Source organism: Erythrobacter sp. HI0063 (genome assembly GCF_001635685.1).
In the GTDB taxonomy this organism is placed as follows: Bacteria; Pseudomonadota; Alphaproteobacteria; order Sphingomonadales; family Sphingomonadaceae; genus Qipengyuania.
Window position 1 is genome coordinate 40,875 of record NZ_LWFF01000274.1, and the last position, 14,935, is coordinate 55,809.

A 14,935-nucleotide genomic window follows, 5' to 3' on the forward strand; every position below is an offset into this window, starting at 1 on the left:
CACCCATGGCCAGCGCGCCGCAGCCCACCCTGCCCCTGTTCTACAACGACCTGATGCCGCTCAACAGCCGCGATCACGGCAAGTTCCGCACCAAGCAGATCGACGATGCCGGGTTCCTGAAGAACCAGCACGCCGTGCCCCTGACGGTCGACGAATTCGTCCAGGCGCAGCGCAATTTCCCGATCGTGTTCAGTTCAGGCGACCAGCCGCTTCCGCTCTGCCTGATGGGCCTCAACGAAGGCGTGAACACCTATGTCGACGATCAGGGCAAGGTGAACGAGCCGGTCTACATCCCCGCCTATATCCGCCGCTATCCCTTCATGCTGGCCAAGCTGCGCCCCGATGCGGACGAGCTGTCGCTGTGCTTCGACCCGACCCAGGACAAGGTGATCGGCGAATTCGAGGAAGGCGAGCGCCTGTTCGACGACGAAGGCAAGGTTACCCAGGCGACCCAGCAGATCCTCGATTTCTGCGAGCAGTTCGAAGCCGCCGGCCAGCGCACCAAGGCGTTCATGGAAGAGCTGAAGAATGCCGACCTGCTGATGGACGGCGAAATGTCGATCTCGCGTCAGGAAGCGCCCGATACGCCCTACACCTATCGTGGCTTCCAGATGGTCAATCAGGAAAAGCTGCGTGAAATCGATGCCGAGACGGCAAAGAAATGGTCCGATAACGGCCTGATGATGCTGATCCACGCGCATATCTTCTCGCTCGACATGATGCGCGCGATCTTCTCGCGTCAGGTCGAGCAGGGCACCGCGCCGGACGCGTTCGCGGGCCAGCAGAGCGCCAACTGACAGGCGGGCCGCGCCCTTTCGAGAACTGCGATGACCTGCGATGAATAGTGGCGGGCATGCGCCCACCGCCGATCCGGGTCTTGAACGGGGCGCGTCCCCACCCATCTAGCGAGTACCGGAAGCCGCTTCCCTCATGGCGCTTCCGGCCGATGCGCGAAAGCGCATCTCCTCCCTGAACCTTGGCCACTCCGTGCTTCATGCACGGGGTGGTTTTTTGTTGGGGTGACGGCGCGCGAAACTCTTATTCCGCGGCGTGGCGGAACGTATCGCCCGAACTCGTATTCGCGACCTGCGCCGCCAGCGCGCGCACCATCTGGCCGAGCAGGCGCGCCACGCCCATGAAGCGTGGCCCGGCCTCTCGCATCTGCGCATCGAGATAGGTCGATCGGCAGATCTCGAGCTGCATCGCGTGAATTCCCCTGCGCGGCGCGCCATGCCGGTCGAGTACATAGCCGCCCGAATAGGGCCGATTATGCGCCACCCGCCGCTCCGCCGCGGAAAGGAACGTCAGCGCCGCCGCCGCCAGACCGTCGCCGCAGGACGATCCGAACCGGTCCCCGACAACGAATTCGGCCGCAGGCTCGCCCGGTCCGCCGGATTTGAGCGGCGGCATGGAATGCAGATCGATCAGCAGCACCGCGCCCCATTCGTCACGCACTCGTTCGAGAAGCAGGCCGAGTGCGGCGTGATAGGGTTTGTGGATCGAATCGATCCGCTCATCGAGCTCGGCGCGCTCCAGCCTGCCCTTCCAGATCTCGCCCATTCCGGGGAGGCGGCGCGGCACCAGCCCCAACCCGGTTCGGGCGCGGCGATTGACCGCGCCGGTCGGATGGTTGGGTACGGTCCGCCCCCGGATCATCGACCAGTCGATATCGTCGGGGGAGCGATTGAGATCGATCATGGCTCGTGGGGCATGCGCCATGATCAGCGGCGCGCCGGTCGCCTGCGCCACTTCCTGCGCCATGATGTCGATCAGCCGGTCTTCCAGCTTGAGCTTCGCGCGATCCGGCTCCCGCATGCTTTGCACGACCGTATCGGGGTAGCTGCGCCCTCCATGCGGCGCGCCTATGACTATGGGAACGGTCGCTGTTTCGCTGGCCATCAGGCCAAACGCCGCATCATCGCTGCCGGGTATCCGCCCACCGCTCTGCAAAGACGCGGCCGGACGCGGAAGGGATGTAATTGACATAGCCTACGGATTTGGGCCGTCAGCGCTCTCGTGTCAAAGCGTTCGCATCGCGGGCCCCGGATCGCCAGCGCCCCGGCGGACGAAATAAGCGACCAGCGACCCGCCGCGCGCGATCAACGGGCAAGATTTCTTAAGAGCTTGCTGGTATCACGCGCCCATGACCGAACCTCATCAGACCCGCATCCTTCTCGCGGAAGACGACGATGCCATGCGCACTTATCTGGAGCGTGCGCTGGAGAAAGCCGGCTACGCGGTCGATTCCGTCGATCGCGGCACGGCGGCCCTGCCTTTGCTCGAAACGAACCGCTACGACCTGCTCCTGTCGGACATCGTGATGCCCGAAATGGACGGAATCGAACTGGCGCAGCGCTGCAACGAGATCAGCGCCGATACGAAGGTGATGTTCATCACTGGCTTCGCCGCCGTCACCCTCAAGGCCAGCCGCGATCAGCCGCAGGCGCGCGTCCTGTCCAAGCCCTTCCACCTCAAGGATCTCGTCCTCGAAGTGGAGCGCGTTCTGGAAGACCGGATTTCCGCGTCGCTCTAGGTGATTGCGGGCAAGGCAAATTGTGTCTTGCATGGGGCCGGGCCGCTCGCTAGATGGCCCGCCTGCGCAGCCTTCAGGGCTGGCGCGTAAGCGATGGTGCGGGCGTATAGCTCAGTGGTAGAGCACTATGTTGACATCGTAGGGGTCCCAAGTTCAATCCTTGGTACGCCCACCATCGTATGATTTAGGCGCATGACGCAGGAGCCCGCCCTTTGGCGGGCTTTTTCGTATCCGCACGCAGCACCGGGATCGTCGGCCTTTTCGGCGAGTTGACCGGATATGACGAAACTCTGCCTTTTCGGAGCGACCGGCGGCGTCGGCTCGCTGGTCGTCGACCAAGCCCTTGCGCGCGGGATCGCAGTGCGCGGCGCCGAACGCGAATGGCCCGAAGATGCGAATAGCGACGAACGGCTGGAGCGCGTCACCGCCGATCTGCTCGAAGGCGATCTCGTATCGGTGATCCAAGGTTGCGATGCCGTGATTTCGACCGTGGGCCCGGGCCGCGACCTGTCGACGCTCGCCGATCCGCCACCGCTCTATTCGCGCGGCACACAGCGGATCGTCGAGGCCATGCGCGACACCGGCGTCAAACGCCTCATCGTTATAAGCGCGGCCTTTGCCGATCGGTCGGCGAGCGTTCCTGAATGGTTTCGCGCCGCCTCCCTGCCGCTCGCCAATCTGTTCGGGGACATGCGCAAGATGGAGCGCGTGCTGAGCGGTTCGATCGATATCGACTGGACGGCGGCCCGCCCCGGTTGGCTGCTCGACGAGCCGCTCAGCGGCGATTTCCACGTTGCGGAGAACGATCTTCCTTCCGACAGCCTGCGCACACGCCGCGCCGATCTGGCGCAATTCCTGATCGATTGCGCGATGGGTGATCACTGGATCCACAAGACCCCCTTCATCGCGCGCCCCGAAGCGGATTCGTTCGAGAGGCCCACCGCCCTCCTCGACGAATTCCTGCCGCACTAGCGGAGGTCGCTACGTCCGTGCGGCGCCCCGGTTGCGCGCTGGCGCGGCTCTGCTAAAGCCCGCGCAAACCTTTTTCCGACATTCAAGAGACAGGGCCATCATGCAGAAAATTCAGGTCAAGAACCCGGTCGTCGAACTCGACGGCGACGAAATGACGAAGATCATCTGGGAGTGGATTCGCGAGCGGCTGATCCTCCCCTATCTCGATATCGACCTGAAATATTACGACCTGTCGATCGAAAGCCGCGATGCGACCGACGATCAGATCACCGTCGACGCCGCCAATGCGATCAAGGAATACGGCGTCGGCGTGAAATGCGCGACGATCACGCCCGACGAAGCCCGCGTCGATGAATTCGACCTCAAGAAGATGTGGGTCAGCCCCAACGGCACCATCCGCAACATCCTCGGCGGCGTGGTCTTCCGCGAGCCGATCGTGATCGACAACGTGCCGCGCCTGGTTCCCGGCTGGACCGACCCCATCGTGGTCGGCCGCCACGCCTTCGGTGACCAGTACCGCGCCAAGGACACGCTGATCCCCGGCGCGGGCAAGCTGCGCCTCGTCTTCGAAGGCGAGGATGGCGAGAAAATCGATCTCGACGTGTTCGAATTCCAGCAGTCCGGCGTCGCCATGGCGATGTACAATCTCGACGAATCGATCCGCGATTTCGCGCGCGCCAGCTTCAATTACGGCCTCGATCGCGGATGGCCGGTGTATCTTTCGACCAAGAACACCATCCTCAAAAAGTACGATGGCCGCTTCAAGGACCTGTTCCAGGAAGTGTTCGACGCCGAATTTGCCGACAAGTTCAAGGCAGCGAACATCACTTACGAACACCGCCTGATCGACGACATGGTCGCCGCGGCGCTCAAGTGGAGCGGCAAGTTCGTCTGGGCCTGCAAGAACTATGACGGCGATGTGCAGTCGGACGTCGTGGCACAGGGCTTCGGCTCGCTCGGCCTGATGACCAGCGTGCTGCTCTCGCCCGACGGGAAGACCGTGGAAGCAGAAGCCGCCCACGGCACCGTCACCCGCCACTATCGCCAGCACCAGGAAGGCAAGGCGACTTCGACCAATCCGATCGCCAGCATCTTCGCCTGGACGCGCGGCCTGATCTATCGCGGCAAGTTCGACGATACGCCCGATGTGGTGAAGTTCGCCGAGACGCTGGAGCGGGTCTGCATCCAGACGGTCGAAAACGGCCAAATGACCAAGGATCTCGCCCTGCTGATCGGTCCGGGCCAGAGCTGGCTCACCACCGAGCAGTTCTTCGAAGCTATCGTCACCAATCTCGAAAAAGAGATGACGAAAGCGGCTTGATCCGACTGTCCCTCCATCAGGAGGGACCGACTTACGAGGCCGGGCGTCACAACGTCCGGCCTGACTAGACGGTGCGGAGCGGCGGGGGGCGCTCTGCCCATTCACTCTCCTGAACGGGCGAAGGCTCCATGGCGAACAAACCCACCGCGAAAACTCCCACCAAGCGCAAGGCTGCGAAAAAGGACGAGGAGCGCGTCGGCAAGGCCCGCCTCGTCGTGCGCCGGGCGATGATCAAGGATATCCGCGGGATCGCCGCGCTGATCCGCCGCGTCTACACCGAGCTTCCGCCCTACAAGCAGAGCGAAATCCGCGGCCAGATCAACAATTTCCAGGAAGGCTGCTTCGTCGCCCTGCTCGATGACGAAGTGGTGGGCTACTGCGCTTCGATGCAATTGCCCGAGCCGGTGGCCTTCGCGCCGCACGATTGGGACGAGATCACCGGCAACGGCTATGGCAGCCGCCACGATCCGACCGGGGACTGGCTCTACGGTTACGAGATGTGCGTCGATCCCAAGGTGCGCGGCGTGCGCATCGGGCGCCGCCTCTACGAAGAGCGCCGCTCTCTGGCGGAAGAAAAAGACCTGACCGGCATCGTCTTCGGGGGGCGGATGCCGGGTTACGACCGCGCGCGCCGCCGCAAAACCGACAAGGTGGAAAGCCCCGAGGATTACCTCGAACGTCTGGTCGCCGGAAAGCTGCACGATCCGGTCTTGCGCTTCCAGCTCGCCAACGGGTTCGAACCGCGCGAAGTGATGCGCAAATACCTGCCCGAGGACAAGGCCTCGCGCGGGAACGCAGTGATGATGGTGTGGCGCAATCCCTATGTGGAGCGCGACCAGCCGGTGAAGAAGCGCCTGCCGCGCGGCGTCGAAGCGGTGCGAGTGGCGACCTGCCAGTTGCAGGCGCGCGCCGTGGCCGACTACGACGAATTCCTGCGCGCCATCCAGTATTTCGTCGGCGTTGCTTCGGACTACGAATCGGACTTCATCGTCTTCCCGGAACTGTTCACGCTCCAGCTGTTGAGCTTCGAGCCGGAAGAACTCTCGCCCGTCGCAGCGATCGAGCGCCTGTCCGAATACACGCCCCGCATCCGCGCCGACCTGTCCGAAATGGCGATGCGCTACAACATCAACATCATCGGCGGATCGCACCCGACCCGGATGGACGATGGCGACATCCACAACGTCGCCTATGTCTGCCTGCGCGACGGATCGGTGCATGAACAGGAAAAGATCCACCCCACGCCCAACGAGCGCTATTGGTGGAACATTCGCGGCGGCGACACGATCGACGTGATCCAGACCGATTGCGGCCCGATCGGCGTGCAGATCTGCTATGACAGCGAATTTCCCGAACTGAGCCGCAAGCTGGCCGACGAAGGCGCGCGGATCATCTTCGTCCCCTTCTGCACCGACAGCCGCCAGGGCTATCTGCGCGTGCGTTATTGCGGGCAGGCGCGGGCGATCGAAAACCAGTGCTTCGTGGTCTTGTCCGGCAATGTCGGCAATCTGCCCAACGTCGCCAATATGGACATCCAGTACGCGCAGAGCTGCATCCTGACGCCCTGCGACTTCCCCTTCGCGCGCGACGGGATTGCGGCGGAAGCGAGCGAGAATGTCGAGACGCTGACCATCAGCGACATCAACCTCGCCGATCTCAGCTGGGCGCGCGCCGAAGGCACCGTACGCAATCTGGCGGATCGCCGATTCGATCTTTATCGGATCGAGTGGGACGAGGACGGCACGCATCCGGGCAAGACCCGCCCGCGCGCCGAACCGCTCGGGCCGCAGACCGTCGGCGGGGGCTGAACCTACCCGCCTCGCGCCCTTCCCGGGTCGCTCTGGAAAAATCTCGCAACCGCAGCACTGGCGCATTCGCGCCCTGCACTCTAGGATTGTCCCATGGCCGGCGAGATCGAAGCGACCCCGATGATATCCGACGCGCTGGTGATCCTCGGCGCGGCGGGGATCGTCATCCCGGTCTTTACCCGCTTCCGCATCACGCCCGTCATCGGTTTCATCCTGATCGGCATCGCGGTCGGCCCGTTCGGGCTGGGGCAGCTCGTGTACGAGCGACCGTGGCTCAGCCATATAACGATAACCGATCCCGAAGCGCTCGAACCTTTCGCGGAGTTCGGGATCATCTTGCTGCTGTTCACCATCGGGCTGGAACTCAGTTTCAAACGCCTGTGGCAGATGCGAAGACTGGTCTTCGGCCTTGGCGCGCTGGAACTGCTCGTCACCGGCGTGGTCCTCGCGATCTTCCTCGCCATGATCGGGCAATATTGGACCGGGGCGCTGGCGCTCGGCTTCGCGCTCGCCTTCTCCTCGACTGCGATCGTCCTGCCGATATCGGGCACGCATTCGCCCGTCGGACGCTCGGCGCTGTCGATGCTCCTGTTCGAGGATATCATGATCGTCCCGATCATCTTCATCCTCGGCGCCATGGCGCCCACCGCGCAGGCCGAAGGGTGGGAGGGATTGGTCGACACGCTGGTGATCGGCGGAGTGGTGATCGCGGTGCTGCTGATCGCAGGGCGGATCGCCCTGCCCCGCCTGTTCGCCCAGGCCGCGCGCACCAAGAGCCCGGAACTGTTCCTCGCCGCCAGCCTGCTCGTGGTGATCGGGGCCAGCCTTGCCACGGCGCTCGCGGGTCTTTCGCCCATCGTAGGCGCTCTGATTGCCGGCCTGCTGATCGCGGAAACCGAATATCACGGCGAGGTCGAATCGATCATCGAGCCGTTCAAGGGCCTCGCGCTGGGCATCTTCCTGATCACCGTGGGGATGAGCATCGATCTCGCCACGATCTGGGAAAATCTGGCCTCGATCGCCACAGCCGTGGTGGGCGTTCTGGTGTTCAAGGCGCTCGTCACCGGCATTCTCCTGCGCCTGATGGGGGCGCGCCGGTCCACCGCGGCGGAGACGGGTATCCTCATGGCGAGCCCTTCGGAAACCACCCTGATCGTTCTCGCTGCGGCCAGTTCCGCGCTGCTGATCCAGCCAGGCACGGCGCAATTCTGGCAGATCGTGACCGCGATCGGCCTGACGATCACGCCGGTGCTCGCTCTGGTAGGGCGCGCCATCGCCCGGCGGGTCGAACCCATGCCCGAATTGCCGCCCGAGGATGAAGGCGAGCCGCGCGTCATCATCATCGGCGCGGGCCGCGTGGGTCGCCTGATCGCGCGCATGCTCGAAACGCACGACAAGCCCTATGTCGCGATCGATTCGAACGCCGATCTGATCGCCAGCGCCAAGCGCCGCGGCTTCCGCGCGGCCTTCGGCGATGCCTCGCGCAGCGATGCGCTCGACAAATTGGGCATCGAAAGCGCGCTCGCCGTGGTCCTCACCATGGACGAGCCGGTGCTCGCCGCGCGGCTCGTATCGAAATTGCGCAAAGCCTATCCCCAATTGCTGATCGTCGCGCGCGCTCGCGATACCGGGCACGCAGCCGAACTCTATCGCTCGGGCGCCAGCCATGCCGTGCCCGAAACGCTCGAAAGCTCGCTACAATTGAGCGAGGCCGTCCTCGTCGATATCGGCGTGCCGATGGGTCCGGTGATCGCCTCCATCCACGAACAGCGCGACGAATACCGAGTGAAGATCGAGCAGGAAGGCGCGCTCAGCTATCGCCCCAAATTGCGCAGCAGCACGGCGAGCGACTGACGGGCAGGTGATGGGAGTGGCAGAGATGGGCCGCCCGATCGAGACCCGCGCAGATTGCGGGCGATGCGCGGCGCTGTGCTGCATCGCCTACCCTTCCGACGATATGCCCGGCTTTTCCGCACGTAAACAGGCTGGCGAACCCTGCCCGAAGCTGGCGGCGAACGGGCTCTGCACGATCTATGAAGACAGGGCGGAACAGGGTTTTGCAGGGTGCATCCGGTACGAATGTTTCGGCGCGGGCCAGTATGTCGTCGAGACGCTCTTTCAGGGACGCGACTGGCGCGACGATGCCGCTTTGCTGACGCCGATGGTTGAGACCTTCCTGGCGATGCGGCCGGTCAGCGATCTGCTGTTCCTCGCCCGCCGTGCACAGACGCTGGGCGCTGGCGAGCAGGCCGCTCCCGTCATCGCTTGCCTCGAAACCATGGCCGCCAAGCGCGAAAGTCTGGAGGAAGCCGACGGTCTGGCGGCCTGTGAACGCGAGCTGAGAGCCATCTACGCCGACCTGCGGCCAAGCTCCCATACCGATAATATATGAACGATCGACGCGCTCATGCATTGGAAGGGAAAGGAGAATTTCAGATGAGCAATCCCGATCCCACCAAGCCGACCCCGAATGACGAGAAGTTCAAGCCGCAGAATGTGCAGGACCCATTGAAGAGCAAGGCCAAGGTCGATCAGGGCCGCGGCCAGCCGGGCGATACCGGCGGCAACGACCTCGAACAGGGCAGCAGCGGCGTGACGAAGAAAACGCCCAACGCCTGATCCTATCTCGGAACACGCAAGTGAGAACCGCCCGTATCCAGACCGATACGGGCGGTTTTTCTATGCCGAGACCAAAGCGTCCCGCACTGCCTGGATGGCGGCATCGGCCTGCGAGCCGTCCGGCCCGCCGCCTTGCGCCATGTCGGGCCGCCCGCCGCCGCCCTTGCCGCCAAGCGCTTCGACACCCTTTCGCACCAGATCGACCGCGCTGAAACGATCGGTCATGTCGTCGGTCACGGCAACGGCGAAGGCCGCCTTGCCTTCGTTGACGGCGCACACCGCCGCCACACCCGATCCCATGCGGGTCTTCGCGTCGTCTAGCAGGGGCCGCAATTCCTTGGGGTCGAGCCCTTCGATAACCTGACCGGAAAAGGTCACGCCGCCGACATCCTCGTCCGCCGCCTGCGCCGGGCCGGACCCGCCGCCTCCACCCAGCGCAAGAGCGCGCTTGGCTTCGGCCAGTTCCTTTTCGAGGCGCTTGCGCTCATCGACCAGCGCCGCCACGCGCGCGGCGGCATCGTCGGGCGCGGTCTTGAGGGCGGAGGCGATCGCTTTCACCGCCTCGTCACGCGCCAGCAACCAGCGGCGTGCGGCATCGCCCGTCAGCGCTTCGATCCGGCGCACGCCGGAACTCACCGCGCTGTCCGACACGATGTGGAACAGGCCGATATCGCCCGTCGCCTCGACATGGGTGCCGCCGCACAATTCGACCGAGAAATTGCGGCTGCCATCGGGCTTGCGGCCCATCGAGAGCACGCGCACCTCGTCGCCATATTTCTCGCCGAACAGCGCGAGCGCGCCTGCCGCCACTGCATCGTCCGGCGTCATAAGCCGGGTCGAAACCTGCTCGTTGGCGCGGATTTCGGCATTCACTTCGGATTCGACTTCCGCAATCTCCTCTGCGCTCAGCGGCTTGGGATGCGAGAAATCGAAGCGGAAGCGATCGTCCGCGACCAGCGATCCTTTCTGCGTCACGTGTTCGCCCAGCGTGTTGCGGAGGGCCGCGTGGACGAGGTGCGTCGCGGAGTGGTTCGCGCGGATACGGTCGCGCCGTTCGGCATCGATAGCAAGATGGACCGCATCGCCCACCTTCACCTCGCCCTTCACCACCGCGCCGACATGGGCGTGCAGGCGGCCAAGCGGCTTGTTCGTCGTTTCGACGGCGAATTCGAGGCCCTCCGGGGTCCAGATGCGGCCCGCATCCCCGGTCTGCCCGCCGCTTTCGCCATAGAACGGCGTCTGGTTGGTCAGCACGATCACCTGATCGCCCGCGACTGCACGGCCGATTTCCGCGCCATCCTTCACGATCGCGACCACCTCCGCCTCGCCCGTCGTCGAGCTGTAGCCGGTAAATTCGGTCGAACCCTCGCGCTCGGCGATGTCGAACCACACCTCGTCGCTCGCCGCTTCGCCCGAACCCTTCCACGCGGCGCGCGCAGCGGCCTTCTGCTGCGCCATCGCGGCGTCGAAGCCTTCGCGATCGACACCGATGCCCCGGCTGCGCAACGCGTCTTCGGTGAGGTCGTAAGGAAACCCATAAGTGTCGTAGAGCTTGAACGCGGTTTCGCCGGGCAGCGTGCCCCCCTCGCCCAGATCTCCGGTCTCTTCGTCGAGCAGGCGCAATCCCTTGTCGAGCGTGCGGCGGAACTGCGTTTCCTCGCGCTCGAGAACTTCCTGGATCAGCGCCTGTCCGCGCACGAGTTCGGGATAGGCCGCACCCATCTCGCTCACCAGTTCGGGCACGAGGCGGTGCATCAGCGGCTTGTCCGCGCCGAGCAGATGCGCGTGCCGCATCGCGCGGCGCATGATCCGGCGCAGGACGTATCCGCGCCCTTCGTTCGACGGCAGCACGCCATCGGCCAGCAGGAAGCTGGTGGAGCGCAGATGGTCCGCGATGACGCGATGGCTGGCCGTCCGCTCGCCTTCGGCCTTCACGCCCGTCAGCCCCTCGCTCGCCGCGATCAGGGCCTTGAACGTGTCGGTATCGTAATTGTCGTGGACGCCTTGCATAACCGCCGCGACGCGTTCGATCCCCATGCCGGTGTCGATGCTGGGCTTGGGCAGATCGCCGACGATCTCGTCCGCTTCCTGCGTGAACTGCATGAAGACGAGGTTCCAGATCTCGACGAAGCGATCGCCGTCTTCCTCCGGCGATCCGGGAGGGCCGCCCCAGATGTGATCGCCGTGATCGTAGAAGATCTCCGAACACGGTCCGCACGGCCCGTCGGACCCCATGGCCCAAAAATTGTCCTTGGTCGGGATGCGAATGATCTTCTCATCCGCGAAGCCGGTGAGCTTCTTCCACAGGTCGAACGCTTCGTCGTCCGTGTGATAGACGGTGACCAGCAGGCGCTCTGGATCGAGACCCCATTCCTTCGTCAGCAGCGTCCAGGCGTGATGGATCGCCTGTTCCTTGAAATAGTCGCCGAAGCTGAAATTGCCCAGCATCTCGAAGAAGGTGTGATGCCGGGCGGTGTAGCCGACATTGTCGAGATCGTTGTGCTTGCCGCCGGCGCGCACGCATTTCTGCGCGCTTGTCGCGCGCGGCGCGGGCGGGCTTTCGAGGCCGGTGAACGAATTCTTGAACGGCACCATCCCCGCGTTGACGAACATCAAGGTGGGATCGCTGAAGGGGACGAGCGGCGCGGAGGCGACTTCCTTGTGCCCCTGACCGGCGAAATAATCGAGGAAGGAGCGGCGGATGTCGTTGGTCGAAGTCATGCCCGGCAGTTAGGCAATCGGACGGCTAGCGACAAGCCGGGAATGGCATGCGCCGAACGGAGTTCGTCATCCCGCGTGGGCGGTGACGATCCAGGCCGCTGCGGGAAGCGCGATCCTGTCCTGCTCGCGATGATCCGCGAGCATGGCGCGCAGGTTCGCGATTGCCCGTTCGCGTGTCGCCCCTTCAAGCGCGGCGATGGCGCTGGCGGCCGAGCCTATCCGCAGGAAATAGGCCACCGCCTCTTCGAGGGCGTCCTCGCCTTCGCCTGCAATCATGGCGTAATCGAGAGGTTCGAAGGCGATGTCTTTCCACCCGGCATCGCGGAGGATCACGCTCACCCGATCTTCGTTGCCGAAGGCGAACGGTCCGGGCGCATGCGGATCGGGCGTGGTAGGTGGCTCCGGCAGAATGCCTTGCAACAATTCAGCCCAGCCATTCGCGTTTCGTTCGCGGAAGCAGGAGAAGCGGAGCAGGGCGTTTGTGGAAGCTAGTAAGCGAAGATGCGCAAAAGCGGCGACTGGATGATCGAAGAACATGACCCCGTGGCGCGAGATCAGGAGATCTGGCGCGATTGCCGCCTTGTCGAGATGCCAGGTGGCAGCATCGGCATGATGAAAGGCGACATTCGGTAATTCCGCAGCGCGTTCTCGGGCGATGGCGAGAAGATCGGACGAGATATCGAGTCCGGTGATTGCAGCATTGGGATTGCGGGTCGCGAGAGCGATCGAAATCTCGCCTGCACCGCAGCCGATATCGAGCGCATGCGAGAAGCTGCTTAGAGCGGTGGGATCAAGCAGGCGATCGGTCAGCTCGCCGAAGCTGCGATCGGTGCGCTGCCATTCTTTGGCCCACACGCCGCCGACGCGGCCAGTCCACTCACCAGCGCCGGTCATGGCCTCACCATACGAAATAGGGGCCGCCGCGTTCGCGGGCACGCTGCCAGGCCGGGCGGGCGTGAACTGCTTCGACGAAGCGCGCGAGTTTCGGTGCGCGGTCGGAGTAGCCTTGCATCACGGCGATTTCGGCCGGGAAGCTCATCATCACGTCGGCCGCAGACCAATCCTCGCCGACGAAATGGAGATCGTCGGAAATCCGGCTTTCCGCATAGTCGATATGCGCCACGAGCTGCTCTTCGATGCGAGGCATCAGCGGCGCTGCGGCCTCACCGAGGCGCCCGGCATAGATCTTGAGCATGACGGGAACGAAGAAGCTGCTTTCGCCGAACTGCATCCATTCGAGATGATCGATATGCGCGTCGCTGGTGGGATCGGGAAGCCAGCTCTCCCCGCCGTGGCGTTCGCAAAGATACTGAATGATCGCCCCGCTCTCCGCGACGCTGCGTCCCGCATCCTCGATCAGGGGCGATTTGCCGAGCGGATGCGCCTGCTTCAATTCGGGCGGCGCGAGATTGGTGGTGGCATCGCGCTGGTAGGATACGATCTCGTATTCAGCACCGAGTTCTTCCAGCAGCCAGAGAATGCGTTGCGAACGGCTGTTATTGAGATGGTGGACGGTGATGGTCATGCGCGCGCTCCCGAAAGCTGGTTCGCGTGTCATGTAGTCGAGAGAAAGCGGGATGGCCAATGGGCTTGGGCAAGCCGGATACGCGAGAGACGAAGCCCGCGGCCTGAAACGCGAAAAGCCGGCGCTGCGAGGGACTTTTTGGACAGCCCTCGCCAGCACCGGCTTTCCGCGTATTCGGATGCCTTTTTCGGGACTCGGCCTGTAGGTAGGAAGGCCGCGGCACCCGCTTGAGAAGATGGGTCTTAGTCCTCCGCGTCAGGACCGGTCATCATCTCCTCGGCGACTTCGTCGGTTTTGCCGCGAATGGCGGCTTCCAACCGGTCGCAAACGTCGGAATGCTCTTTAAGATAGGTCTTCGCGTTTTCACGGCCCTGGCCGATGCGGATGCTGTCATAGCTGAACCAGGAGCCCGACTTTTCGACGATGCCCGCCTTGACGCCGAGATCGAGGATCTCGCCGATCTTGGAGATGCCTTCGCCATACATGATGTCGAATTCGACCTGCTTGAACGGCGGGGCGACCTTGTTCTTGACCACTTTCACGCGAGTCGAATTGCCGATGATGTCGTCCCGATCCTTGATCTGGCCAGTACGGCGGATGTCGAGGCGGACCGAGGCGTAGAACTTCAGCGCGTTGCCGCCCGTCGTCGTCTCCGGATTGCCGTACATGACGCCGATCTTCATGCGCAGCTGGTTGATGAAGATCACCATGCATTTGGAGCGGTTGATGGAGCCGGTGAGCTTGCGCAGCGATTGCGACATCAGGCGCGCTTGAAGGCCGACATGGCTGTCCCCCATCTCGCCTTCGATTTCCGCGCGCGGAACCAGCGCGGCGACCGAATCGACCACCAGCACGTCGATCGCGTTGGAGCGCACCAGCGTGTCCACAATCTCCAGCGCCTGTTCGCCGGTATCGGGCTGCGACACGATAAGCTCGTCGATGTCGACGCCCAGCTTGCGGGCATAGACCGGGTCGAGCGCGTGTTCCGCATCGACGAAGGCGACGGTGCCGCCCTGCTTCTGCGCTTCAGCCAGAACATGGAGTGCCAGCGTGGTCTTGCCCGAGCTTTCCGGCCCGTACACTTCGATCACGCGGCCCTTAGGCAGGCCGCCCACGCCCAATGCGATGTCGAGACCGAGCGATCCGGTGGAGATCGACTCCACATTCATCGCTTCCTTCTGACCCAGCTTCATCGCCGAGCCTTTGCCGAACGCGCGATCGATCTGCGCGAGCGCGGCGTCGAGTGCCTTTTGACGGTCCACGGATTTTTCCTTGCTGTCCACGAGCTTCAGACTGGCCGCCATGACATGTCCCTTCCTATCTGCCTAGAGCCGCGATCGACTCTTCAACCGAAGCGGTATGTACCACTTCTGTTCCAGAGAACAAGAGGGGAACGAAAAGAATCTTTGTGCAGCGCCCTTCGCGGCGTTCGCAAA

At 63.7% G+C, this 14,935-nt stretch carries 13 protein-coding genes and 1 tRNA gene; 9 read left to right on the forward strand and 5 right to left on the reverse strand.

Translation table 11 applies throughout. The features are described 5' to 3' along the window. Positions 1–5: 5 nt before the first annotated feature. Positions 6–797 (forward strand): SapC family protein, encoded by a 792-nt coding sequence (locus A3736_RS08770; protein ID WP_067681783.1) that lies wholly within the window; start codon positions 6–8, stop codon positions 795–797. A gap of 241 nt (positions 798–1,038) precedes the next feature. Here A3736_RS08770 and A3736_RS08775 read toward each other — a convergent pair whose 3' ends face one another. Beyond that, a complete protein-coding gene (locus A3736_RS08775) occupies positions 1,039–1,899 on the reverse strand; it encodes an N-formylglutamate amidohydrolase (protein ID WP_233999331.1) in 861 nt (286 codons plus the stop codon). Between the two features lie 244 nt (positions 1,900–2,143). On the opposite strand from A3736_RS08775, the gene cpdR reads away from it, so the two are divergent. The 8 genes from cpdR to A3736_RS08815 all read left to right on the forward strand — a co-directional run bounded on the left by cpdR (position 2,144) and on the right by A3736_RS08815 (position 9,253). Further along, on the forward strand, positions 2,144–2,533 hold the full coding sequence (gene cpdR / locus A3736_RS08780; RefSeq protein ID WP_067681799.1) for a cell cycle two-component system response regulator CpdR: 390 nt from the start codon (positions 2,144–2,146) through the stop codon (positions 2,531–2,533). 100 nt (positions 2,534–2,633) lie between these two features. After that, a tRNA-Val gene (locus A3736_RS08785) sits at positions 2,634–2,708 on the forward strand. Between the two features lie 104 nt (positions 2,709–2,812). Beyond that, on the forward strand, positions 2,813–3,505 hold the full coding sequence (locus A3736_RS08790; protein WP_067681802.1) for an NAD(P)-dependent oxidoreductase: 693 nt from the start codon (positions 2,813–2,815) through the stop codon (positions 3,503–3,505). Positions 3,506–3,605: 100 nt separating this feature from the next. Continuing rightward, positions 3,606–4,826, forward strand: coding sequence for an NADP-dependent isocitrate dehydrogenase (locus A3736_RS08795; RefSeq protein WP_067681806.1), 1,221 nt, complete (start codon positions 3,606–3,608; stop codon positions 4,824–4,826). Between the two features lie 227 nt (positions 4,827–5,053). Next, positions 5,054–6,634: a bifunctional GNAT family N-acetyltransferase/carbon-nitrogen hydrolase family protein gene (locus tag A3736_RS08800; protein ID WP_233999336.1), complete on the forward strand. Its 1,581-nt coding sequence runs from the start codon at positions 5,054–5,056 to the stop codon at positions 6,632–6,634. A gap of 93 nt (positions 6,635–6,727) precedes the next feature. Continuing rightward, positions 6,728–8,488, forward strand: a complete 1,761-nt coding sequence (locus tag A3736_RS08805) for a cation:proton antiporter (protein WP_067681814.1) — start codon at positions 6,728–6,730, stop codon at positions 8,486–8,488. Positions 8,489–8,513: 25 nt separating this feature from the next. Beyond that, the gene (locus A3736_RS08810) at positions 8,514–9,026 is read left to right on the forward strand and encodes a hypothetical protein (RefSeq protein WP_067681818.1); all 513 of its coding nucleotides are present in this window, start codon (positions 8,514–8,516) and stop codon (positions 9,024–9,026) included. Between the two features lie 44 nt (positions 9,027–9,070). Continuing rightward, on the forward strand, positions 9,071–9,253 hold the full coding sequence (locus tag A3736_RS08815; RefSeq protein ID WP_067682094.1) for a hypothetical protein: 183 nt from the start codon (positions 9,071–9,073) through the stop codon (positions 9,251–9,253). 60 nt (positions 9,254–9,313) lie between these two features. Here the strand turns inward: A3736_RS08815 and alaS are convergent, their stop codons facing one another. The 4 genes from alaS to recA form a co-directional block, all read right to left on the reverse strand. Then, positions 9,314–11,974 (reverse strand): alanine--tRNA ligase, encoded by a 2,661-nt coding sequence (gene alaS / locus A3736_RS08820; protein ID WP_067681822.1) that lies wholly within the window; start codon positions 11,972–11,974, stop codon positions 9,314–9,316. 66 nt (positions 11,975–12,040) lie between these two features. Next, positions 12,041–12,868, reverse strand: coding sequence for a trans-aconitate 2-methyltransferase (locus A3736_RS08825; protein WP_067681825.1), 828 nt, complete (start codon positions 12,866–12,868; stop codon positions 12,041–12,043). 4 nt (positions 12,869–12,872) lie between these two features. Beyond that, positions 12,873–13,499, reverse strand: a complete 627-nt coding sequence (locus A3736_RS08830; RefSeq protein WP_067682097.1) for a glutathione S-transferase family protein — start codon at positions 13,497–13,499, stop codon at positions 12,873–12,875. Between the two features lie 242 nt (positions 13,500–13,741). Continuing rightward, on the reverse strand, positions 13,742–14,803 hold the full coding sequence (gene recA, locus A3736_RS08835) for a recombinase RecA (protein ID WP_067681827.1): 1,062 nt from the start codon (positions 14,801–14,803) through the stop codon (positions 13,742–13,744). Positions 14,804–14,935: the final 132 nt, after the last annotated feature.